The sequence below is a fragment of the Streptomyces sp. WAC05374 genome, assembly GCF_004353505.1.
In the GTDB taxonomy this organism is placed as follows: domain Bacteria; phylum Actinomycetota; class Actinomycetes; order Streptomycetales; family Streptomycetaceae; genus Streptomyces.
The window spans coordinates 358,541-379,774 of sequence record NZ_SMNQ01000001.1 but is presented as its reverse complement, the minus strand read 5'-3'; the positions used below and the strand labels follow the sequence as shown (position 1 = coordinate 379,774).

General features: G+C 73.5%; 15 protein-coding genes. 8 read left to right on the top strand and 7 right to left on the bottom strand.

Annotated elements, in window-relative coordinates; translation table 11 throughout:
- Window positions 1-372: 372 nt before the first annotated feature.
- Window positions 373-1,728, top strand: coding sequence for an MFS transporter (locus E2B92_RS01770; RefSeq protein WP_235023640.1), 1,356 nt, complete (start codon window positions 373-375; stop codon window positions 1,726-1,728).
- Between the two features lie 281 nt (window positions 1,729-2,009).
- Here the strand turns inward: E2B92_RS01770 and E2B92_RS01765 are convergent, their stop codons facing one another.
- Window positions 2,010-2,603 (bottom strand): YdeI/OmpD-associated family protein, encoded by a 594-nt coding sequence (locus tag E2B92_RS01765; protein ID WP_126887342.1) that lies wholly within the window; start codon window positions 2,601-2,603, stop codon window positions 2,010-2,012.
- Between the two features lie 116 nt (window positions 2,604-2,719).
- Window positions 2,720-3,271: a hypothetical protein gene (locus E2B92_RS01760; protein WP_126887343.1), complete on the bottom strand. Its 552-nt coding sequence runs from the start codon at window positions 3,269-3,271 to the stop codon at window positions 2,720-2,722.
- 394 nt (window positions 3,272-3,665) lie between these two features.
- Here E2B92_RS01760 and E2B92_RS01755 point away from each other — a divergent pair, with 394 nt between their 5' ends.
- The 5 genes from E2B92_RS01755 (at window position 3,666) to E2B92_RS01735 (ending at window position 10,638) form a co-directional block, all read left to right on the top strand.
- Window positions 3,666-4,907, top strand: coding sequence for an MFS transporter (locus E2B92_RS01755; RefSeq protein ID WP_126887344.1), 1,242 nt, complete (start codon window positions 3,666-3,668; stop codon window positions 4,905-4,907).
- Window positions 4,904-6,904, top strand: coding sequence for a S9 family peptidase (locus E2B92_RS01750; RefSeq protein WP_133087358.1), 2,001 nt, complete (start codon window positions 4,904-4,906; stop codon window positions 6,902-6,904). The genes E2B92_RS01755 and E2B92_RS01750 overlap by 4 nt, the downstream gene beginning before the upstream one ends.
- 150 nt (window positions 6,905-7,054) lie before the next feature.
- The gene (locus tag E2B92_RS01745; protein ID WP_126889419.1) at window positions 7,055-8,980 is read left to right on the top strand and encodes a RiPP maturation radical SAM C-methyltransferase; all 1,926 of its coding nucleotides are present in this window, start codon (window positions 7,055-7,057) and stop codon (window positions 8,978-8,980) included.
- A 26-nt stretch (window positions 8,981-9,006) separates the two neighbouring features.
- Window positions 9,007-9,708 (top strand): DUF5825 family protein, encoded by a 702-nt coding sequence (locus tag E2B92_RS01740; RefSeq protein WP_126889420.1) that lies wholly within the window; start codon window positions 9,007-9,009, stop codon window positions 9,706-9,708.
- A gap of 117 nt (window positions 9,709-9,825) precedes the next feature.
- Window positions 9,826-10,638, top strand: a complete 813-nt coding sequence (locus E2B92_RS01735) for an SDR family NAD(P)-dependent oxidoreductase (protein ID WP_126889421.1) — start codon at window positions 9,826-9,828, stop codon at window positions 10,636-10,638.
- 192 nt (window positions 10,639-10,830) lie between these two features.
- On the opposite strand, the gene E2B92_RS01730 is transcribed toward E2B92_RS01735, so the two are convergent.
- Entirely contained in the window at window positions 10,831-11,670 is an 840-nt protein-coding gene (locus E2B92_RS01730; RefSeq protein WP_185923739.1) for an arylamine N-acetyltransferase family protein, read from the bottom strand.
- 118 nt (window positions 11,671-11,788) lie between these two features.
- On the opposite strand from E2B92_RS01730, the gene E2B92_RS01725 reads away from it, so the two are divergent.
- Window positions 11,789-12,994 (top strand): hypothetical protein, encoded by a 1,206-nt coding sequence (locus tag E2B92_RS01725; RefSeq protein WP_126888558.1) that lies wholly within the window; start codon window positions 11,789-11,791, stop codon window positions 12,992-12,994.
- On the opposite strand, the gene E2B92_RS01720 is transcribed toward E2B92_RS01725, so the two are convergent.
- Window positions 12,991-13,293 (bottom strand): hypothetical protein, encoded by a 303-nt coding sequence (locus tag E2B92_RS01720; protein ID WP_126888557.1) that lies wholly within the window; start codon window positions 13,291-13,293, stop codon window positions 12,991-12,993. The two genes, E2B92_RS01725 and E2B92_RS01720, sit on opposite strands and share 4 nt — an antisense overlap.
- Window positions 13,294-13,425: 132 nt before the next feature.
- Between E2B92_RS01720 and E2B92_RS01715 the strand changes: the two genes are divergently transcribed.
- Window positions 13,426-13,767 (top strand): hypothetical protein, encoded by a 342-nt coding sequence (locus E2B92_RS01715; protein ID WP_126888556.1) that lies wholly within the window; start codon window positions 13,426-13,428, stop codon window positions 13,765-13,767.
- Between the two features lie 54 nt (window positions 13,768-13,821).
- Here the strand turns inward: E2B92_RS01715 and E2B92_RS01710 are convergent, their stop codons facing one another.
- The 3 genes from E2B92_RS01710 to E2B92_RS01700 all read right to left on the bottom strand — a co-directional run bounded on the left by E2B92_RS01710 (window position 13,822) and on the right by E2B92_RS01700 (window position 21,194).
- The gene (locus E2B92_RS01710) at window positions 13,822-14,172 is read right to left on the bottom strand and encodes a hypothetical protein (RefSeq protein ID WP_126888555.1); all 351 of its coding nucleotides are present in this window, start codon (window positions 14,170-14,172) and stop codon (window positions 13,822-13,824) included.
- An 83-nt stretch (window positions 14,173-14,255) separates the two neighbouring features.
- Window positions 14,256-16,769: a SpoIIE family protein phosphatase gene (locus E2B92_RS01705; protein WP_126888554.1), complete on the bottom strand. Its 2,514-nt coding sequence runs from the start codon at window positions 16,767-16,769 to the stop codon at window positions 14,256-14,258.
- 120 nt (window positions 16,770-16,889) lie between these two features.
- Window positions 16,890-21,194, bottom strand: a complete 4,305-nt coding sequence (locus E2B92_RS01700; protein ID WP_126888553.1) for a HAMP domain-containing protein — start codon at window positions 21,192-21,194, stop codon at window positions 16,890-16,892.
- Between the last annotated feature and the right edge of the window lie 40 nt (window positions 21,195-21,234).

The following is a 21,234-nucleotide window of genomic DNA, read 5'->3' as shown; positions in this document are numbered from 1 at the left end:
AACCAGTGGGGAAAGTCCGGTCGCCGCTCTACCCTCGCCCCCCGTGACCGAAAGAGCCTTCTCAGGCGTACGCAGTCCCCGCGGCCTCGCCCCGCGTCCGGACCCGGCCGCTCCCAGAGCCGTCCCACCGGCCGCCGTCGCCGCTCCGACCGGCCGGGCCGGCCGTCGTCCGCGTACCGGCCACGCGCACGGGCGAGCCGTACCCCGCCGCCGTGCCGGAGCCCGGCGCGGCCTCACGGGCCGACGCTCCCGTGGCGCACCGATGACCGCACCGATGACCGCACCGGCCGCCCGTGCCGAGCGCGACCCGCGCGCGACCCGTGCCGAGTGTGACGGTCAGCAGCGCGACCCGCGCGAAAGGGGCACGGGCGAGTGAGGCAGCCACTGGACCCCGGCACCGCGCGGCGCCGCTTCGCCGCCGTCACGTTCCTCTTCTGGCTGCCCGTGGGCCTCTACATACCGTCGCAGGTCCTGCTCCTGACGGAACGGGGCATGACCCTCGCGGTCGTGGCCGGGCTCTTCGCCGTCCACTCCGTGACCGCCTCCGTCATGGAACTGCCGACCGGGGGCCTGGCCGACGTCGTCGGCCGCCGCGCCGTCCTCGCCGCGTCGGGTGTGCTGAACCTGTGCGCCCTCACCGTGATGGCGCTCGGCACCACCGTGTGGGCACTCGCCCTCGCCATGTTCCTGATGGGCACCGGCCGTGCCCTGTCCAGCGGCCCGGCCGAAGCCTGGTACGTCGACACCGTCCAGGCGCACTCCGGCGCCGAGGCCGACCTGCGTACCGGCCTGGCCCGTGGCGGTACCGCCTGTGCCGTCGCGCTCGCCGTGGGGACGCTCGTCGGCGGTGCCCTGCCGCTCCTCCTGGGCCCGGGCCGGGACGCGGGAGCCCTGCTGGCCCGTGCCACCGACGGGCTCGTGCTCCCGCTGTCGGTGCCCGCGCTCCTCGGCGCGGCCGTCGGTGTCGCTTACGTCGCCTACGTGCTCGGTGCCCTGCCGGAACCGCCCCGGCCGCCCGCCACCCTGCGCGGGGTCCTGCGGGGCGTCCCCGCCACCGTCGCGGGCGGTGTGCGCCTGGGCGTACGGGAGGCGTCGGTCCGCCGCGTCGTACTGACCGCCGCCGCGGTCGGCGCGGCGCTCGCCACCATCGAGCTCCTCACGCCCGGGCGGGCCGCCCGGCTCACCGGCGCGCCGGAGTCCGGAGCGGTGCTCTACGCGGCTCTCGCCTGCACGGGTTTCGTGTGCACGGCACTCGGCAGCCACGGCGCACCACTGGCCGCGCGGCTGACGGGCAGCAGCGAGAGGGCGGCTCTGGCGAGCCTCGCCGTGAGCGCGGCCGGACTGCTGCTGCTGGGCGTGACGGCCGCCTGGGGCGGCCCGGCGCCGGCCGCCCTGGCCGCGGGCGGCTACGCCCTCGTCTATGTGGGCCTGGGCGCCGCCGGTCCGAACGAGAACGACGTCCTTCACCGCCGGGTCGACGGCACGGTCCGGGCCACCGCCCTGTCCGTGCAGTCCCTGGCGCTCCAGTCGGCCGGAGCCCTGGCCGGCCTGCTCGCCGGCTCCCTGCCCGCCGGACCACTGCCGTGGCTGCTGGGGGCTGCGCTCCTGCTGGCCGGCGCGCTGCTGTGGGCCCGGCGCGCGACCCCCGCGCCCGAACCACCGGCGGACGGGGCGGAACAACCGCCCGCACCGGGCGGGCCCGTCCACGCCGCCGTCCCTCCGCCCTGACGCAGCCCTGCCGCGCCACAGGCGTTCCCCGAACGCACCGGGCCCGGGACGCGGGGTTCCGGGCGCACACGAGCAGGCGGCCGGTCGACCGCTGTTTCGTGTCGGGCCTCGTCGGGGAACACCACACCCGCCCGCGATCCGGTGCGGACAGCCAGTGCCCGATCAGGCCCGCGCGCCGCCGGCCACCGCCGTGGTGGCGGTGGCCTCGCGGTGTGAACGGCGAGTGTACGAACGCCCGGACCGCGCCGGAAGGCACTCTTCGGTCGCGGTCGGCACCGGGACTACGGTGCCGAGCCGCCCGCCGAGCGCAGCGATTCCAGGGCCTTGTCGAGCCGGGCGCGGCGGCCCTCGGGCGTGACGGCCTGGAGCAGCGGCAGGATCAGCAGGTACCGGCCCGTCCGGTCGAGCAGCTCGAACGCGCGCCCGGCCTCGGGGTCCGCCTCCAGCGCCGCGGCGAGGTCGGGCGGAACGGTGGCCGTGCGCTGCGACTCGTAGGCGGCCGCCCAACGGCCGTCCGCCTGGGCCTTGCGGACCTCCGCCAGACCCGGCTCGCGCATCCGGCCGGCGGCGGTGAGCGCCTCGACCTTCTCCACGTTCACCTGCGACCACAGGCTGCGGGGCCGGCGCGGCACGTACTTCTGGAGGTAGTACTCCGCGTCGAGGGACCGTCGCTGGCCCGAGATCCAGCCGTAGCACAGCCCGATGTCGACCAGCTCGTCGGAGGTGACCGACGGGATGCCGGAGTTCTTCTTGGCCACCTTGATCCACACGCCCTCCTCGCGGGTGTGGTGCTCGGCCAGCCAGCTCTCGAAGGCATCGCCGTCCGCGCAGGCGATGACCTCCACTCCGTCGATGTCGTCCAGGCGGTCATTCATGCGCCTCAAATTAGCGCCACAGCCTCATCTGCCCCGCTGTGTTGCCAGAGTGATTGACCGTCAGTGATGTGGGCGGGTGGGGCGGGAGTGCCGTACCGAGGCGTGGGCGACGCGGCTCAGGCGTCGTCCCCGAGGCCCAGGTCCCGGCGCATGTCCCGCCGCATCACCCACAGGTGGTCCCACAGGGTCGCCATGCCCTGGCGGGCGGTCGCGATGTCGTCGCCCGCTTCAGGTGTGCCGCCGTCGAGGCGCTTCAGCATCCTGTACACCTGCCCCAGCGACTTGCCCACCCGGTCGGCCGCGACCATGACGGAGGCGGAGAGCAGCATCTGGGCGTCCGCGTGCACCGACCGGTGGGCGCGCCGCGCCTGATACAGCTCGGCCCGCAGGTCGTCGGTCACGCGGCCGGCTTCCACCGCGTAGCTGAAGTTGTCCAGCACGGTCACGTAGTCCAGGGCTGCCGCGTTGAGTCCGGCGTAGCACGCGCGACGGGCCTCCAGCCCGGCCTCGTGGGCGGCGCGGTCCAGTTCCCGCGTCCGCTGCTCGTCGGCCTTCTCCACCTCGCGCAGCCGCACGCGGTTGGCGCTGAGCTGGGTGAGCAGCGCGGACGCGAGGGTTCCCCCGATGCCCACCACTGCCACGACGACCTCGGTGATCGACCCACTCATGTGTCCCCCGGCCGATCGGCTTGCTCGCAATGTACGCGGCGACGGGGGCGGCGTACGAGGGCTTCGCCGGACCAAGCGTTCTCAGCCGAAAGCACCGCATCGCGACCCCGGAACGCGTATCCGCCGCCGCGCCGGGCACCCCATGATTTTCAGCCAGGAAGAGGGGATTCCCGAGCGTCCTTCCTGGTTCACGGGAACGATTTCCACTCAGCCGCCGGAATGATCTTTTCCCACTTCCCGACGCCACGCATCGCGTGGTCACCGGTGTCCCACCACTGGGATTCGGCCACGCCGCTCGGGCCCTTGTAGGACGTGTTGGCGCGTGATTAGGATCCCGCTCGTTTCGTTTCCCCCACACTTTCTGCACAGTTTCGCCAAATGGGTGAGGTGCTCCGTGGAACGGCCCGCGTCATCCGCACCACCGTCCCACCCCCGCCCGGGGACACGCGACTTCAGGCTCCTGTGGTGGGCCAGCACCGTCGACGGGCTCGGCTCGCAGGCATCGGGAGCCGTACTGCCGCTGCTCCTCCTCGGCCTCGGGCACTCGCCCCAGGTCGTCGGTGCGATCGCGGGCGTCTCCACCGCCCTGGGGCTGCTCCTCGGGCCGCTCGTCGCCGTGCCCGCCGACCGGGGCGCGCGCAGGCGTGTGATGCTCGGTTCCGCCACCGTCTCCGCCCTCGCCATGGGCGGCGTGACCCTCGCCCTGACGGCCGGCGACCCGCCGCTGGCCCTGATCCTGGCCGCCGTCCTCACCGAACGCACCGCCACCGCCTGCTTCGAGGCGGCCGCACGGGGAACCGTCGCCCTCGTCTGCCCGGGCCCCGCGCAACCGAGGGCGGTCGCACGGCTGACGGCCGGCGACCAGGGGGCGCTCGTCGTCGGGCCCGCGCTCGGCGGCGCCCTCTACCAGGCCGCGCGGGCGCTGCCCTTCCTCGCCGACGCCCTCTCCTACGCCGTCAGCGCGCTGTGTATACGGGCGATGCGGGCGGACCTCACCGCTCCGGCGCCCCACAAGCGGGACGCGGCGCGGGGACGCGAGGGGACGGCCGGGCTGCGGATGGTGCGGTCCTCCCCGCTGCTGCGCCTGGTCCTCGTCTGGAGCGGGACCGTGAACCTCGTCGTCGTGGCGCTCTATTTCACGGCCGTCTTCGCCCTCCAGCGCGCCGGCCACGGCGGCGCCGTGCTCGGGGCCGTCCTCGCCGCCTCGGGAGCCGCCGGTCTGGCCGGCGCGCTGGCCGCGCCCCGGGTGGCGAAACGTTTCGGCGCCCCGCGGGTCGTGACCGGTGTGACGTGGCTGCTCGTCCCCCTCACCGCCGCCCTCGCCACGGCCACCGGAGCGTGGGCGTACGGGGTGCTGTTCAGCGCGGTGTGCCTGCTGATGCCGCTCGCCTCCGTCGTGCTCCAGGCACGGGCCCTCCAGGCCACGGCACCCGCCGTGCAGGCGCGTACCGGCGCGGTGCTGGCCACGGCGACGACCGGCGCGGCCGCCCTCGCCCCCGTACTGGCCGGGGTCCTCGCCGACGGCCTCTCCACCGCCGCGCCCGCCTGGGCGTGCGGTGCGGCGCTGGTCCTGCTCGCGGCGCACACCTCACGGCGGCCGGTGCGCGGTGCCCTCACGGCGGAGGCGGCCGCATGACCGGCGGCTACCAGGTCTACCGGGCCGCCCTTCCGGAGGTGTGCGCCGCCGACCCGGCCCGGATGGTCTTCACCGCCGACGCCGACGGCCGCTGCGAGGTGTTCACCTGGGACGCCGGCGCCCGCCGCGCCCGGCAGGTCACCCGGCGGCCCGGGGGCACCGTGCACGGGGCCATCGACCGTGACGCGCACGTGTGGTGGTTCGACGAGGACCCCAACGGCTACGGGCACTGGCGGTTCCAGCCCTTCACCGGCGGTACCGACCGCCCCGGCCTGACCGGCGTCCCGCTCGGTCTCCCGCGCGGCCTCGCGGTGAGCGACCACGGAACGGTCGCCGTCGCCCTCGGCGACGGCAGCACCACCGCCGTCCACGTCGGCCCCCGCGGCGGCACCGCCCGGCAGGTCGCCCGCGCCGACGGCCACGCCACGCTCACCGGCATCACGCCCGGCGGCCGGCTGCTCGCCCTCGGTGCGGCCGATGCCGTCACCGTCCTCACCGGCGACGGCGGCGTACGGGCCGTCCTGCCCCGCGACGGCGACTTCGGCCGGCTCTGGTCCCTGGGCTTCGCCCCCGCCGGGCACGACGAGGAACTCCTCCTCGTCCGTGAACGCGACGACCACTACGTCCTGATGACCTGGCGGCCCGCCACCGGGCCCGTCACCCACGACTGGTGCGCCTTCGACACCGAGGTCACCGCCCGCTGGGACGCCGACGGCCGCCGCGTACTGGTCCGCCAGGACCGCCACGGCCGCTCCACCCTCCACCGCGCCGACCTCACCGCCCGTACGCTCACGACCGTCCCCACCCCGGCGGGCACCGTCCTGGACGCCGCGACCCGGCCCGGGGGAGACCTGCACTACCTGTGGACGGCCACGGGCCGGCCACCCACGGCGTGTTCCACCCGGGGCACCGCGCTGCCACCGCTGCCCACCCTGGCCCACCCCGTCCCCGGCACCCACCACGACCTGTGGACCCCCGGCCCCGACGGGCCCGTGCACACGCTGCTCAGCCTCCCGGACACACGGCACTTACCCGAGCACACTGCCCCCGGGCCCCACCCCCACCCCGGCCCCCCCCCCCCCCAACCCCCCCCCCCCCCCCCCCGCCCCCCCCGCCCCCCCCCCCCCCCCCCCCCCCCCCCCCCCCCCCCCCCCCCCCCCCCCCCCCCCAGCCCCCCCCAGCCACCGCCACCCGTGGTGTTCCTCGTGCACGGCGGGCCCGCCGACCACGACCGGGACGCCTACGACGGCGTCGTCCACTCCCTCCTCGCCTCCGGATTCGCCGTCGCCCGCGTCAACTACCGTGGCTCCACCGGGTACGGGCCGCGCTGGCGGCGCGCGTACAGCGGGGGCGTCGGGCTCACCCAGGTCGAGGACCTGGCCGCCGTCCGGGCCGACCTGGTCGCCCGCCGGCTGGTGCGCCCCGACGCGGTGGGTCTGTGGGGCACGTCCTGGGGCGGGTACCTCGTCCTGCTCGCCCTCGGCACCCGCCCCGACCTGTGGCAGGCCGGGGTCGCCGTCAAGCCGGTCGCCGACTGCGCCGCCGCCCACCGCACGACCACCCCGGCCCTCCGCGCCCTGGACGAACGGCTCTTCGGCGGCACGCCCGCCCAGGTCCCCGAGCGGTACGCGCGCAGCTCACCGATCCGGTACGCCGCCGCCGTACGGGCCCCGCTGCTGGTGGCCGCCGCCACCCACGACGCCAAGTGCCCGCCCGGTCAGGTCCGGGGCTACCTCGCCGCGCTGCGCGCCGCAGGTGTCCCGCACGAGGCCATGTGGCTCGACTCCGGTCACGACGGCTACGACGGCGGCGACCACGTCGCCGTCCTGCGCCGTGCCGTGGTCTTCCTCGACCGGGAACTGCGCGGCCCCGCGCGCCGCCACCCCAAGACGCCCCGCTCCGCCCGGAGCGGGGAGCACCACACCGCCGAACGCACCACGGAGAGGAGAAGGTCCCATGCAGAAGGACATCATCCACAACGACCCGCTCGCGGGTGACGAGGAGAACCGCAAGCCGGGCATCGGCATCACCGTCACCGTCCCGTTCCGCAACGCCGAGGAAGCGGAAGAGGACTGACCCCCGCCGGCCGGCCCGGCGGTGCACCGCCGGGCCGGCCGGTCCCACCCCCGAGGACCCGAGGAGCCGACATGCGTGTCCTGCTGGTCAACATGCCCTGGTCGCCCATCGACCTTCCCTCCCTGGCACTGGGAATACTCAAACGCAGCGTGGACGAGCGTGTGCCCGGCGCCGAGGCGGAGGTCCTGCACGCCAACCTCGCCTTCACCGACTGGATCACCGAGCGCACCGGATTCACCGGTGACGACTACGAGTACTACGCCCTGTCGTCCTACTTCCTGGGCTGCGGCGACTGGGTGTTCTCCTCCGCCCTCTACGACGACCCGCACTGGCGCGAGGAGGAGTTCACCGCGGTGATGCGCGGCAAGCTCACCAAGTCGCGCATGGCCATGACGCGGGCGCTGCACCAGGCGGTGCCGGAGTTCGTCGACGAGATCGCCCGCCACGTCGTGGAGTACGCCCCCGACGTCGTCGGGTTCACCTCCACCTTCCAGCAGAACACCGCGGCGCTCGCCGCCGCCCGCCGGGTCAAGCAACTCGCCCCGCACATCGTCACCGTCATGGGCGGCGCCAACTGCGACGGTGCCCAGGGCGCGGCCGTGCACCGCAACTTCCGCTTCGTCGACCACGTCGTGCGCGGCGAGGGCGAGGCCGCCTTCCCGCAGTTGCTCACCGCCCTCGCGGACGGCTCCGACCTCGCCGGTGTGCCCGGCCTGTGCCACCGAGGCCCCGACGGGGAGAGCCGTGTGAACCCCATGGCCACCCGGCCCCTGCCGCCTGCCGCGATCCTGCCACCCGACTACAGCGGCTACTTCGAGCGCCTCGCGGCCTCCGCCGCCCGCCACTGGGTCGAGCCCAAACTCGTCGTCGAGGGCGCCCGCGGCTGCTGGTGGGGCGAGAAGCACCACTGCACCTTCTGCGGCCTCAACGGCTCCTTCATGGAGTTCCGGTCCAAGAGCCCGGACACCTTCTACGAGGAGATCATGGAACTGGCCCGCCGCCACCGGGTCCTCGACATGTACGTGGTCGACAACATCCTCGACATGGGCTACCTCACCACCGTGCTGCCCCGGATCATCGACAGCGAGTACGACCTGCGGCTCCACATCGAGATCAAGGCCAACATGCGCCGCGCCCAGCTCCGTACGCTCGCCGAAGCGGGAATGATCTACGTCCAGCCCGGCATCGAATCACTCAACCACCAGGTGCTGGACCTGATGGACAAGGGCGTCAGCGGCTGCCAGAACGTCCGGATGCTCCGCGACGGCGCCGAGACCGGGCTCTCCGTCGCCTGGAACTACCTCCACGGCTTCCCCGGCGAGACCGCCGCCGACTACGACCCGGTGATCGCCCAGATCCCCGCGCTGGAACACCTCGACCCGCCGGTGGACCTCTCCGCCCGCATCGCCATCGAGCGCTTCAGCCCCTACTTCGAGCGTCCCGAGCTCGGCTTCACGGGACTGCGGCCCGAGGAGCACTACCGCTTCACCTACGACCTGCCGGAGGAGGAGCTGTACGACCTCGCCTATGTCTTCGAGGCACCCGACCGGGGCATCGGCGAGCCCACCGTCACCGCGCTCAACGACGTGCTGGCCGCCTGGAAGAAGCACCACACCGACGCCCGGCTCACCCACGCCGACCTGGGGGACCGCATCGTCCTGGTCTCCCGCCGCCGTGCCTTCGACTGGCGGACCCTGGAGCTCACGGACCCCCTCGAACTGGCCGTGTTCCGCCTCCTCGACCAGCCGCACACCCCCGCCGCCCTCGCCCGCAAGGCCACGGCGAAGGCGTCCGCGGCGGACTCCTCGCCCGCCGTCGAGGAGGCCGGTGTCCAGCGGCTCCTCGACTCGTGGCTCGCCCTCGGGCTGGTCTTCACCGACGGCGGACAGTACGTCCACATCGCCCCGGCGGCAGTCAACGAGGACCTGCTGCGCCTGGACTACATGCGCCACGCGTACGCGGAGGCGGCCACGCCCGCCGAGCCCGTCCACGTATGACCGCGTCCCGAGGAGGACCAGCCCCCATGACCACCGGCACAAGCACCAGCACCGGCACCAGCACCGGCACCGCCCCCGGCCCGGCCACCGTCCTCGCCTGGCGCGACTACGACCCCGCCGCCTGCGAGCTGCCCGGCATGTTCCTGGGCGAACTGGCCACGCCCGGCCCCCTGCCGGGCGCGGGCGACCGGCTGTGGCACCTCGGCGCCCGCCGCGTACGGCTGCCCGGAACCGTCGACCTCTCGGCCGGTACGGACCCCGCGCGGGCGGCCGCGACCGTGAACGCACTGAGCCTGGTGCGGGACCTCACCGCCCGTGCCGTCCTCGTCGAGTGGGACCTCCGGCTCGGCCCGGCGGCGGCCGGGGACGACTGGCAGGTCCTCAGCCACCTCCAGCCGCCCCGGCGCATCGAGGGCCCCGCCGGCTCCGACGAGGCGCTCACCGCCTGGCGGCGCGGCCACTACCTGTGCAAGTGCCTGTGGCGCAAGGGCCCCGGCTTCGTCCAGATCCGGGACCGCCGCTGGGGCGAGCTGCGCCGCTTCACCGCCGACGAACCGGAGTACGAGGCGGCCATCGAGCGCCTGGCGTACGGGGCGCCGGCACCGTCCGTGCCGAGCGCCGTGCTCGACGACTTCCGCGGCGAGCGGCTCGTGCTCGACGTGGGACCGCTCGCCTGGTGGGTGCCGTACCGGATCAGCCGCTGGCTCCAGGAGTCCATGGCGATCTGACGCCCCAGCCGCCGGCCCCGGCGGCCTCGGTGTCCGCGGTGTCCCGAGCCTGGTGGTGACAACACCAGGCCCGGGACACACTCCCACGCCACGCCGGACCCTGCCAGGGTCACTGCCATGACCCAGCGCACCACTCTGATCACCGGCGCCACCCAGGGCATGGGCCGCGCCCTGGCACTCGACCTGGCCGCGCGCGGAGGCACCGTCCTCCTGCACGGCCGCGACCGCACACGGCTTGAGGCGGTGGCCGCCGAGGCACGGGCCGCCGGCCCCGCCACCACCGTCCGCACGTACCTCGCCGACCTGTCCGACCTGGACCAGGTGCACGCCATGGCCGACCGCGTCCGCGCGGCGGAGCCGTACCTCGACGGCCTGATCAACAACGCGGTGGCGGGCGGCGGCGAGGAACCACTGAAGCGGGAACTGAGCCGCCAGGGCCACGAACTCCGCTTCGCCGTGAACCACCTCGCCCCCTACGCCCTCACCCGCGACCTGCTGCCCCTGCTCACGGCCTCGGCCCCCGCCCGCGTCGTCAACGTCGCCTCGATCGGCCAGGAGGCCGTCGACTTCGACGACGTCATGCTGGAGCGGGACTACGAGGGTCTGCGCGCGTACTGCCGGAGCAAGCTGGCCATGATCATGGCCACCTTCGAACTGGCCGCCGAGCTGCGGGGCACCGGGGTGACCGTGAACACCCTCCACCCCGCCCACCTGATGGACACGGACGGCGTCCGCGCGTACGGACTCACGCCCCTCACCACCACGGACGAGGGCGTCCGGCCGACCGTCCGTCTGCTTCTCGACCCGGACCTGGCCACCACCACGGGCCGCTACTTCGACCAGTTCACCGACGTACGGGCCCACGACCAGGCCTACGACCCCGAAGCCCGCGCCCGCCTCATGGAACTGACGCACCGTCTGGTCGCCTAGGCGACCCCGCCCGCCACCCCCGCTCCGCCGCCGAAGGACGCATCACCGGCCGGTACCGCACGCATGGCCGGCGTCACCGTCGCCACCCGGCAGGGGGAGGCCCTGCTCATCGCCACCCACGACCCGGCGGCGTTCCTGGACGCCATGCGCCGGGCGACCGCCGTCTCCTCGTCGGCGCCCGGCACGGGGATGTCAGCCGGGCTGCGGACCGCGCGGGTGGAGGGGGACCGGGAGGCGGTCGAGGCTGATGCCGAAGAGGTCGCGGTAGGCGGCCAGGACCTCCGCGTCCGTGCCGAGGGTGTCCTCGGCGCGCTCGCCGTCCCGGGTGGTGATCAGCGTACGGTCGCGGAGGGTGACACGCCCGGTGGCGGTGAGCCGGGAGCAGACCGGCCCCCGCGTGAAGGGCGAGGCGGGGGACGTCCGGTGCCACCAGGCGCCGGTGACGAAGTCGGCGAGGGCGCGGGGGCGCCGCGCGAGCCGGAGCTGCGGCTTGCCGTCCCGCAGGACGTCCAGGTCGCCGAAGGCGTCCTCGCCGCCCCCGCCGCCATCGGCGTCCTGGACGCGGAACACCCCCGCCGGGTCCTTCTGGTCGTCCCGGTCGTCGAGGGAGAGGGGGTGGTGCGCATGGTCGCCGAAGCCGACGTCCGCCAGCCAGCGGCTGCCGTCCTCCGCCTCCACCTGGAGGGCGAGGTGGTCGTACGGGATGCCCGGCACGCCGTCGGAGCCGTACACGCGGCCCTCCAGCAGCCGGACCCGGAAGCCCAGGGTGCGCAGGAGCAGCGCGAAGCCGCCGTTGAGTTCGTAGCAGAAGCCGCCCCGGCGCCGGTCCAGGAGCTTGCCGAGGATCGCCCCCGTGTCCAGCGGGACGTCCTCGCCGAGATGGATCGACAGGTTCTCGAAGGGCACCGTGCGCAGGTGCCCGAGCTGGAGGTCCCGCAGGTCGCCGGCCGTGGCGGCGGCGGGGTGCCGCGCTTCGATCCGGTCCAGGTACGCGGCGAGACGGGCGGGCGGGAGAGGCTCCAGGTCGTCCATGGCTCCAGTCTGACCGACGCCCCGCCGCCGGGGCCACCGGCTCCGGCCCCGCCGCGGACCGTACCCGCGTCACGAAAACCCCGGGCCACCGCCCGCGAACCCCCCGTAGCATCCTCGGATGCCGGACATCGAGACGCTGATCCCCTCGGCCGGGCAGGCCGACACCGACGCCCTTGGCGAGCTCGACCCGCGGGAGCTCGCCCGCTACGTCGCCGAGCCGTCGCACCCGTGGTGGCGGCGGCGGCCCTGCGCCCTGGCGCTCGCCGGGCGCGTACCCGAGGCGTGGGCCGGCGCGCTGCTCGACCGGGTCCGCGACACCGGCGACGTGGGCGAGGTGCGGCGGGCGCTGCTGGACGTCGTCGGTGACCGCCCGGAGCTGCTGCCCTGGCTGCGCCACGAGGACCGCCGCCACGAGAGCGGGTACGGCATGCCGGACGCGGTGCTCAGGACGCGCGGCCTGATCGGCGACCTCACGGCGGCCCGGGAGCTGGCCACGCTCGCGGCCGATCCGTGGCAGCACAGCCGTCAGGCCGGCGAGACGGCACTGGACGCGCTGGTGGAGCGGCACGGAGCCGGGGCCGTCCTGGCGCGACTGGGGGAGGAGCGGCCCGAGGACCGGCTCTTCCGGCTGCGGACGCGGGCCCGTGCCGGGCAGGACGTGACGTACGCGCTCGCCGACCCGGACCGGATGGTGGCCCACCGCGCCCACACGCTGGCCGACGACGCCGGCCGCCTCCGCTCGTACCTCACCGAGGCGCCCACCACCGAGGCCCGGTTGTGGGCCGTCCACGCACTGCACCGGCTCACCGAGGACCTCGACGAGACACGCGCGCTCTACAGGGAACTGGGTCGCCCGCGCGTCGAAGTCCCCGGCCTGGACGAGGAAATGCGCACGGCGATCCTCCACGAGTACGCCCCCTGGAGCCAGCCGCTCACCGACCCGCGCTGGCTCGTCGAGGCCCTGTGTGCCGCACCGCCCGCCCGACAGGACGTGGACGGCCGGCTGCACCGCGCCATGGACGCGCTCACCACCGCGGGCCTCGCCCCGAAGCCGCCCGTCCCGTGCGGTGCCCACCACGGGCAGGGCGACGGGACGTACCACGTCATCGAGTGCGGCGACGGCGAGGTCTGGATCAGCACCCTGGGCCGGTTCGCGTCCGCCCCCGACGGCGGCGAGGCGGCACGCCCGCCTCTTGAGGCCGCGGGCCTCCGCTGGATCGACGGGGAGACGGAGGCCATCCCGGTCACCGGCCTGCACGTCTACTTCTTCGGCCGTCGCGCCCCGCTCTCCGCCGGCGCCCTGCTGTTCCACTGGCAGGACTAGGCGCCGTCCGTCCGCCCACTGGTCTCGGCCGCGCTCTCACCGGGGTCACCGGGAAAGGGCGCGGGCGGGGGCAGGGTGGTGAAGGTCAGGCCGGAGAAGTCCCTGCCCTGGACGACCGGCCCGTTCTGGGTACCGCCGCTGATGGTGTTCGTCACCGCCCCGTCCCCGGTGCGCACCAGTGCGGCCCGCTCCTGCCAGGCCGCGAGACGGGTACGGAAGTCCTCGTCCACCGCGGCCCGCACCGCGAGGGCCGTGCTCAGCGACTGCGCCCGGCCCTGATCACCCGGATCTTCCCCCACCCTCCCTGCCGTGCGCCACCACAGGCTCGCATGCAGCGACGGACCGAGAGGGGTGGACGGTTCCCGCGCGAGCCGCACATCCGCCGCGAGTTAGACTCCTCGCGCTTGACGGCGCGAGTCAGAGGGGGCGGCGTGGCAGGTGACGGGGGCAGCAGAGCGCGGCGCGTCGACTTCGGCACCACCATGGTGTTCGGCGCGGTGTACGCCAGTGCGTTGTTCCTTCTGGTGACGGGCTTCGCCGGGGAGCCGGGCGGATGCGGGGGGCGCTTCCGGGACGCGTGCGCGGGTGGGACGTACGGGCGCCTCGGCGTCGGCTTCGGGCTCATCGTGGTGGTGGCACCGCTGCTGCACAAGGTCGTGCCGAGTGTTCCGTTCGAGCAGGGTGTCGGCCGGGCGGCCGCCGTGGCGGCGCTGCTCATGGGCGCGGTGGTGGGTGTCGCCCTGGCCGTGGTGGCACCGCGCCTGGCGGGGTGAGGCGTCCTTCGGCGCGTACGCCGGCGACGGCACCGAGCGGCACGGCAACGGACGTCACGTACCCGTACGCGACGGACTGCCGTGACCTCGCACCCCGTCGCGCACCCGGGCACGGCGGGCGCGGAGGGGCAGGGGGAGGCGGTCCAGCGACGGGCGCGGCCAGGGCCTCGGCTCCGGCTTCCAGTCGGACAGCGCCTGCCTGCCGCACCGGCGCCACACCGACGGGGAGATCCGCACCCGCTGACCGCCGGTGGTGATCAGCGTGTTCACGGGCGCCAGCGGGTCACCGGCCATCGTCTTGGCCAGCAGTACGGCGGCGGCCAGCGGCAGCAGGGCCGCCGCGAGGGCCGCGCCGGTGGTGGTGACGTGCCGCAGGTGCGGGCGCCGGGGTGCGTCGGAGATCATGGACCTCATTCCAGCAGCGCCCCCGGCGGGCCGCATGGGGCGGCGTACTCAGCCCGCCGCCCCACGTACTCAGGCGAGGACCCCTATTCGACCTGGATGCCGATGAGGCAGGTGTCGTCGTCCGTGTCCGACTTGCTGTGGGTGAGCAGACCGTCGAGCCGCTGCTCCAGGCTGGTGGTGGGGATGCGGGCGTTGGTCAGCAGTTGGGCCAGGGAGTCCTGCACCGACTCGTCACGCCGCTCGACCAGCCCGTCGGTGTACATCAGGAGCGTGTCACCGGGGGACATCTGCAACTCCTCCTCCTCGTAGGAGGCGTCCGACAGGGCACCGAGGAGGATGCCACCGACCGTGCGCAGCGTGGACGCCTTCTCGTCCCGGATCAGTACGGGCGGCAGATGGCCGGCCCGTGCCCAGCGCAAGGTGCCCTTGTGCGGGTCGAAGAGCCCGCAGACGGCTGTCGCGGTGACGTGCTCGGTCAGGTGGTGGGCCACGATGTTCAGCCAGGACAGGAGCTGGCCCGGCCCCGCACCGGTGACGGCCAGGCCCCGCATGGCGTTGCGCAGCACCACCATGCTGGTCGCGGCCTCTATGCCGTGACCGGCCACGTCCCCCACGCACAGCATGACCTGCTTGGAGGGAAGGACCACGGCGTCGTACCAGTCACCGCCCACCATCGACTCCGACTCGGCGGGCCGGTAGCGCACGGCGATCCGCAGTCCGGGGCTGTCCAGCGGCGGTTGGGTCGGCGGCATGATCGCGTGCTGCAACTGGAGCGTCAGACGGTTGCGTTCGGCGGCCTGCTGCTCGGTGTGGGCGAGCTGGTCACGCGTGGCCGCCAGGGCCACCTCGGTCCAGTGCTGGGCGGAGATGTCCTGGTAGGCGCCCCGCACGGCCAGCAGCCTGCCGTCGGCGTCCAGGACGGGCTCGGCGATCACCCGGACGTGCCGGGTGATCCGGTCGGGGCGGAGCAGGCGGAAGGCGGCCGAGGCCGGCCGCCGGTGGTACAGCACGGCGCGCAGGAAACGGCCGATGCCGACGGCGTCGTCCGGGTGCGCGTGGGCGGCCAGCTCCTCGAGGGGCACGGGCGGCATGCCCTGCGGACGCCCGTAGAGGTCGAACAACTGGTCGTTCCACATGATCTGGCCGGTGACGATGTTCTCCTCGAACCCGCCGATCCTGCCCAGGCGCTGGGCGTGCTGGAGCAGGTTCGCCAGACGCGCCGTGTCGTCCTCGACGCGCCAGATGAGCAGTACGCACCGGCCGTGGCGGCTGACGCTGATGTCGGCCACGGCATCGAGGGGAACCTGGTCGACCAGCGCCGTCAGGGTCATCCGCCGGGCACGGTACGGCTCGCCGGTGGCGTAGACGCGCTCGACGCTCTCGAACAGCTCGCTGCTGCCGACGACCATCGGATACGCCTCCAGCAGCAGCGCCCCGCTGACGGCGTTGCGCGGGCGCCCGGCCGGGTCGACGAAACGGCTGTTGACGTGGTGGATACGGAAGTCGGCGAGCTCACCGTCGGGGCCGAGGAACGGGGTGAGGACCAGCGCCGGGTCGTGCAGGCCCTCCGTCAGGTCCACCAGCTCGGACACGTCCGGGGTGGTCGTCCAGGCGTCCCCGGACGTCACCGCCGCGGCGGACGGGTGACCCTCCAGGGTGTGCGCGCACAGCTCGGCCAGCGCGTCGATCTGCCGCTCGATCTGCGGGGGTTGCGGCTCCAGCACGCCCGGCCAGCAGATCTCCAGGATGCCGTGCACGCGGCCACCGGTGCCCGCGGGGACGGCGATCCGCCCGCCGTCCGCGTTGTGCGCGCCGCCGATGGACGGCAGCCCCGACGCGGACAGGGAAGGAACCCGTACGGTCTGCCGCCGGCTCAGTGCCTGGCGCGCCAGCGTGGACACGCCCGGTGGCACGTACCGCCAGCGGCCGGCCTCGTCGGCGGGGAACCCGGCGTGCCCGGCCAGGGTCAGCGAGGCGTCGGAGCCCGCCGTCCACACGGCGAGGGCGCTGGCACCCAACGGCGCCAGGGCGTGCTCCAGCAGCGACTCGGCGACCGCCTGGGTGTCCCCGGCCGCCAGGGCGGCACTCTCGGCGGTGCGCAGCCGCACACCGATGGAGGCCGCGTCGTGCGCGCCGGCCGGCGCCTGACCGCTCGTCCGCCGGACGAAGGTGGTGGCGACGTCGGTGACGTGGTCCTGGGCGGCCTGGTTGACGATGTCCGCCGCCAGTTCCAGCGGGGCGACGCCCGCCTCCTCGGCCAGCTCCGCGAGCTGCCGGGCGGCCATGGCGGGACCGCACTGGAGCCGCTCGATGAGCACGCCCTTCGCCAGTTCGATCAGGGCGCGGCCGTCGGCCGCCGCCTGGGCCGCCCGGATCTCCGCGCGCAGCCGCTCCACCGTCGCGGCCAGCCTGCCCACACTTGAGTCCGTCTGCCCGGACGACACCCGCGCCACCGGGGCGAGCGCCTCGGCGTCGTCCCCCGTGGCCTGTGCGGGCACCACCGCTGCCCACTCCGCCGCCCCGTGGTCCGCCGGGGCGTCCGGCCCGTCCGGGGCGGTGGAGTGGGGCCGCGGTCCGGTCGGTTCGGGCGCCGGCATGTGGCCCTCCTGGTGTCCAAGATGCTCAGAAGTGCTCACTGTGCCGCTGAACTCCTTGGTCGGTACGGTGCGGTGGTCGTCGTGCGGGTGCCGCGGGGCCCGGCCGGGCCCCGCGGGGACTCATGACTGGGCGGGGATCCAGCGACCGATGCAGGCGATCAGGTCGTTGGCGTCCACCGGCTTGGTGACGTAATCGCTCGCTCCCGAGGCGAGGCTCTTCTCCCGGTCGCCGGGCATGGCCTTCGCCGTCACCGCGATGATGGGCAGTTGGGCGTGGGCGGGGTCCTGCCGGATCGCGGAGGTCGCGGCGTAGCCGTCCATCTCGGGCATCATCACGTCCATCAGGATCAGGTCGATCTCGGGGTGCTCACGCAGCGCCTCGATGCCCTTGCGGCCGTTCTCGGCGTGCAGGACCTCGATGCCGTGCATCTCCAGGATGCCGCTGATGGCGAAGAGGTTGCGCGCGTCGTCGTCCACCACCAGAACGGTACGGCCCGCGAGGGTGCTGTCGACGGCGTGCGAGGACGGCTGGCGTGTCTCCTCGGCCCGTACCAGCGGCAGCACGTCCCCCGGCTCCTCCGCCGACAGGTGCAGCGCGATCCGCTCGCGCAGCTCGTCGAGGCTGGAGATCAGCTCCAGCGGCCGGGCGTGCGAGCGGGCCTGGAGCTCCTCCTCCTGGGTCCGCTCCAGACGGCGGCTGTTGTGCGCCAGGACCGGCACCGTCATCGCGGCCGTGTCGCCGTCCATGGCGTCCAGGAACTGCAGGGCCGCGCCCTCGGGCATGTCCAGCTCCAGCACGACGCAGTGGAACGGCCCGGCGGCCAGGCTCTCGGCGGCTTCCTGCGCGCCCACGGCGGTGATGACCTCGACGTCCGCCATGTGCTTGGGCAGGTCCCCGCCGGCCAGGTCGGCCACCGCGCTCTCGGCCACCAGCGACAGCAGGCCCCGGCTGCGTTCCTCGACGACCAGCAGCCGCCGCTTCTGCCGCGGCACGGCCTGCGTACGGGGGGTCGCGCCGCTCTTGGGGCGCTCGGCGGTTCCGCTCGCGGCGGTCCACGCCGCCTCCGTGCCGCCCGAACCGCCCTGCCAGTCGGTCCGCGTCACCGGCAGGTACAGCGTGAACGTGCTGCCCCGTCCCAGCGTGCTCTCGGCGGTCACCGCGCCGCCCAGCAGGTGGGCGATCTCCCGGCTGATGGACAGCCCCAGACCGGTGCCGCCGTACCTGCGGCTGGTGGTGCCGTCGGCCTGCTGGAAGGCCCCGAAGATCGCCTCCAGGTGCTGCTCGGGGATGCCGATGCCGGTGTCCTTCACATGGAAGGCCACCACCGGCACGCCCCGGTGCACCGAGGGCGGCAGCTCGTTCTCCGCGGCCATCTCGATGCGCAGCTCGACGCTGCCCCGCTCGGTGAACTTGACCGCGTTGGACAGCAGGTTGCGCAGCACCTGCCGCAGGCGCGAGTCGTCGGTCAGCAGATCGGTCGCCACCCCGGGGGCGGTGGTGATGGTGAAGTCGAGGTTCTTCTGGGTGGTCATGGGCCGGAAGGTGGCCTCGACGTAGTCGAGGAGCTGCCGCAGCGCGACCACTTCCGGATTGATGTCCATCTTGCCGGCCTCGACCTTGGACAGGTCGAGGATGTCGTTGATGAGCTGGAGCAGGTCCGACCCGGCCGAGTGGATGATGCCCGCGTACTCCACCTGCTTGGGGGTGAGGTTGCGGGTGGGGTTCTGCGCCAGGAGCTGCGCGAGGATCAGCAGGCTGTTCAGCGGGGTGCGCAGCTCGTGGCTCATGTTGGCCAGGAACTCCGACTTGTACTTCGAGGCGAGGGAGAGCTGCTGGGCCCGCGCCTCCAGTTCCTGCCGGGCCTGCTCGATCTCCAGGTTCTTGGTCTCGATGTCGCGGTTCTGCGCCGCCAGCAGCGCGGCCTTGTCCTCCAGCTCGGCGTTGGAGCGCTGCAGCTCGTCCTGCTGCACCTGGAGTTCCTCGGAACGCGCCTGGAGCTCGGCCGTCAGCCGCTGGGACTCCTGGAGGAGCTCATCGGTACGGGCGTTGGCGACGATCGTGTTCACGTTGACGCCCAGCATTTCCATGAGCTGCTCGAGGAAATCGCGGTGGACGGCGGTGAACGGCGTGAACGACGCGAGTTCGATGACGCCGAGGACCTGGTCCTCGACGACGATCGGCAGGACGACCAGGCTGACCGGGGTGGCCTGCCCCAGGCCGGAGGAGATGCTGACGTAGTCGCCGGGCAGGTGGTCGACGGCGATCGTCCGCCGGCTGCGCGCGGCCTGCCCGACCAGGGACTCGCCCAGCTTGAAGCGGGCGTGGCCGGTGAAGTCCGCCGGACGGCCGTAGGAGCCGACCAGGATCAGCTCGGTGCCGTCCGCGGCCTCGTCGGCCAGGTAGAACGCTCCGTACTGGGCCGACACGAGCGGGGTCAGTTCGTCCATCACCAGCTCCGCGACCACGGAGAGGTCCCGGTGGCCCTGCATGAGGCTGGAGATGCGCGCGAGGTTGGACTTGAGCCAGTCCTGCTCCTGGTTGGCCAGGGTCGTCTCGCGCAGCGACTCCACCATGGAGTTGATGTTGTCCTTGAGTTCGGCGACCTCGCCGGAGGCGTCGACGGTGATGGAACGGGTCAGATCGCCCTCGGCCACCGCGCTGGCGACCTCGGCGATGGCCCGCACCTGGCGGGTGAGGTTGCCGGCCAGCTCGTTGACGTTCTCGGTCAGGCGCTTCCAGGTGCCCGACACGCCCTCGACCTCGGCCTGGCCGCCCAGGCGGCCCTCACTGCCCACCTCGCGGGCCACGCGGGTCACCTCGGCGGCGAACGAGGAGAGCTGGTCGACCATCGTGTTGATGGTGGTCTTCAGCTCCAGGATCTCGCCGCGGGCGTCCACGTCGATCTTCTTCGACAGGTCACCGTTGGCGACGGCGGTGGTGACGAGGGCGATGTTGCGCACCTGGTTGGTCAGGTTGTTCGCCATCGAGTTGACGTTGTCGGTCAGGTCCTTCCAGGTGCCCGCCACGTTGGGCACCCGCGCCTGGCCGCCGAGCATGCCCTCCGTACCCACCTCACGGGCCACACGCGTGACCTCGTCGGCGAAGGCGGAGAGCGTGTCGACCATGGTGTTGATCACCCCGGCGAGGGCCGCGACCTCACCCTTCGCCTCCACCGTGATCTTCTGCGAGAGGTCGCCCCTGGCCACCGCGGTCGCCACCTGGGCGATGGAACGCACCTGGCCGGTCAGGTTGGAGGCCATGACGTTGACGTTGTCGGTCAGGTCCTTCCACGTGCCCGACACACCCCGGACGGTCGCCTGACCACCGAGGTTGCCCTCCGTGCCGACCTCGCGGGCGACGCGGGTGACCTCGTCGGCGAAGGCGGAGAGCTGGTCGACCATCGTGTTGATGGTGTTCTTCAGCTCCAGGATCTCCCCGCGAGCCGTGACCGTGATCTTCTGCGAGAGGTCGCCCTGCGCCACCGCCGTCGCGACCTGCGCGATGGAACGCACCTGTGCCGTGAGGTTCCCGGCCATGAAGTTCACGGAGTCGGTCAGGTCCCGCCAGGTCCCGGAGACCCCCTTGACGTCGGCCTGCCCGCCGAGGATGCCCTCGGTGCCCACCTCACGGGCCATGCGGGTCACCTCGTCGGCGAACGACGAGAGCTGGTCCACCATGGTGTTGATGGTGTTCTTCAGCTCCAGAATCTCGCCGCGCGCGTTCACGGTGATCTTCTGCGACAGGTCGCCCTTGGCGACCGCCGTGGTGACCTGCGCGATGTTGCGGACCTGGTCGGTCAGGTTGCCCGCCATGAAGTTCACGGAGTCGGTCAGGTCCCGCCAGACGCCACCGACGCCCGGCACCTCGGCCTGGCCGCCGAGCTGGCCCTCGCTGCCGACCTCCCGTGCGACACGCGTCACCTCGTCGGCGAACGCCGAGAGCTGGTCGACCATCGTGTTGACGGTCTCCTTCAGCTCCAGGATCTCGCCGCGCGCGTCCACGTCGATCTTCTGCGACAGGTCGCCCTTGGCCACCGCGGTCGCCACCTGCGCGATGTCGCGCACCTGGGTCGTCAGGTTGCCCGCCATGGCGTTCACCGAGTCGGTGAGGTCCGCCCACGTGCCGGACACACCGGGCACCACCGCCTGCCCGCCGAGGGTGCCCTCGGTGCCGACCTCCCGTGCCACACGTGTCACCTCGGAGGTGAAAAGGGACAACTGGTCGACCATGCCGTTGAAGACCGTGGCGATCTCACCGATCAGCCCGTCTTCCTCATGGGGCAGCCGGGTGCCGAAATCGCCGTCGCGCACCGCCGTGAGGCCGGCGAGCAACTGCCGAAGCTCCGTCTCACCGACCTCGCCTCCCCCGCTGGAGGGCCGCGAACGCGGCACGGCACGCGGACCTTCGACCGTCGTCTCAGCCATGACCAACCTCTTCCTCAGATGCCACGACGAAAAGACCGGA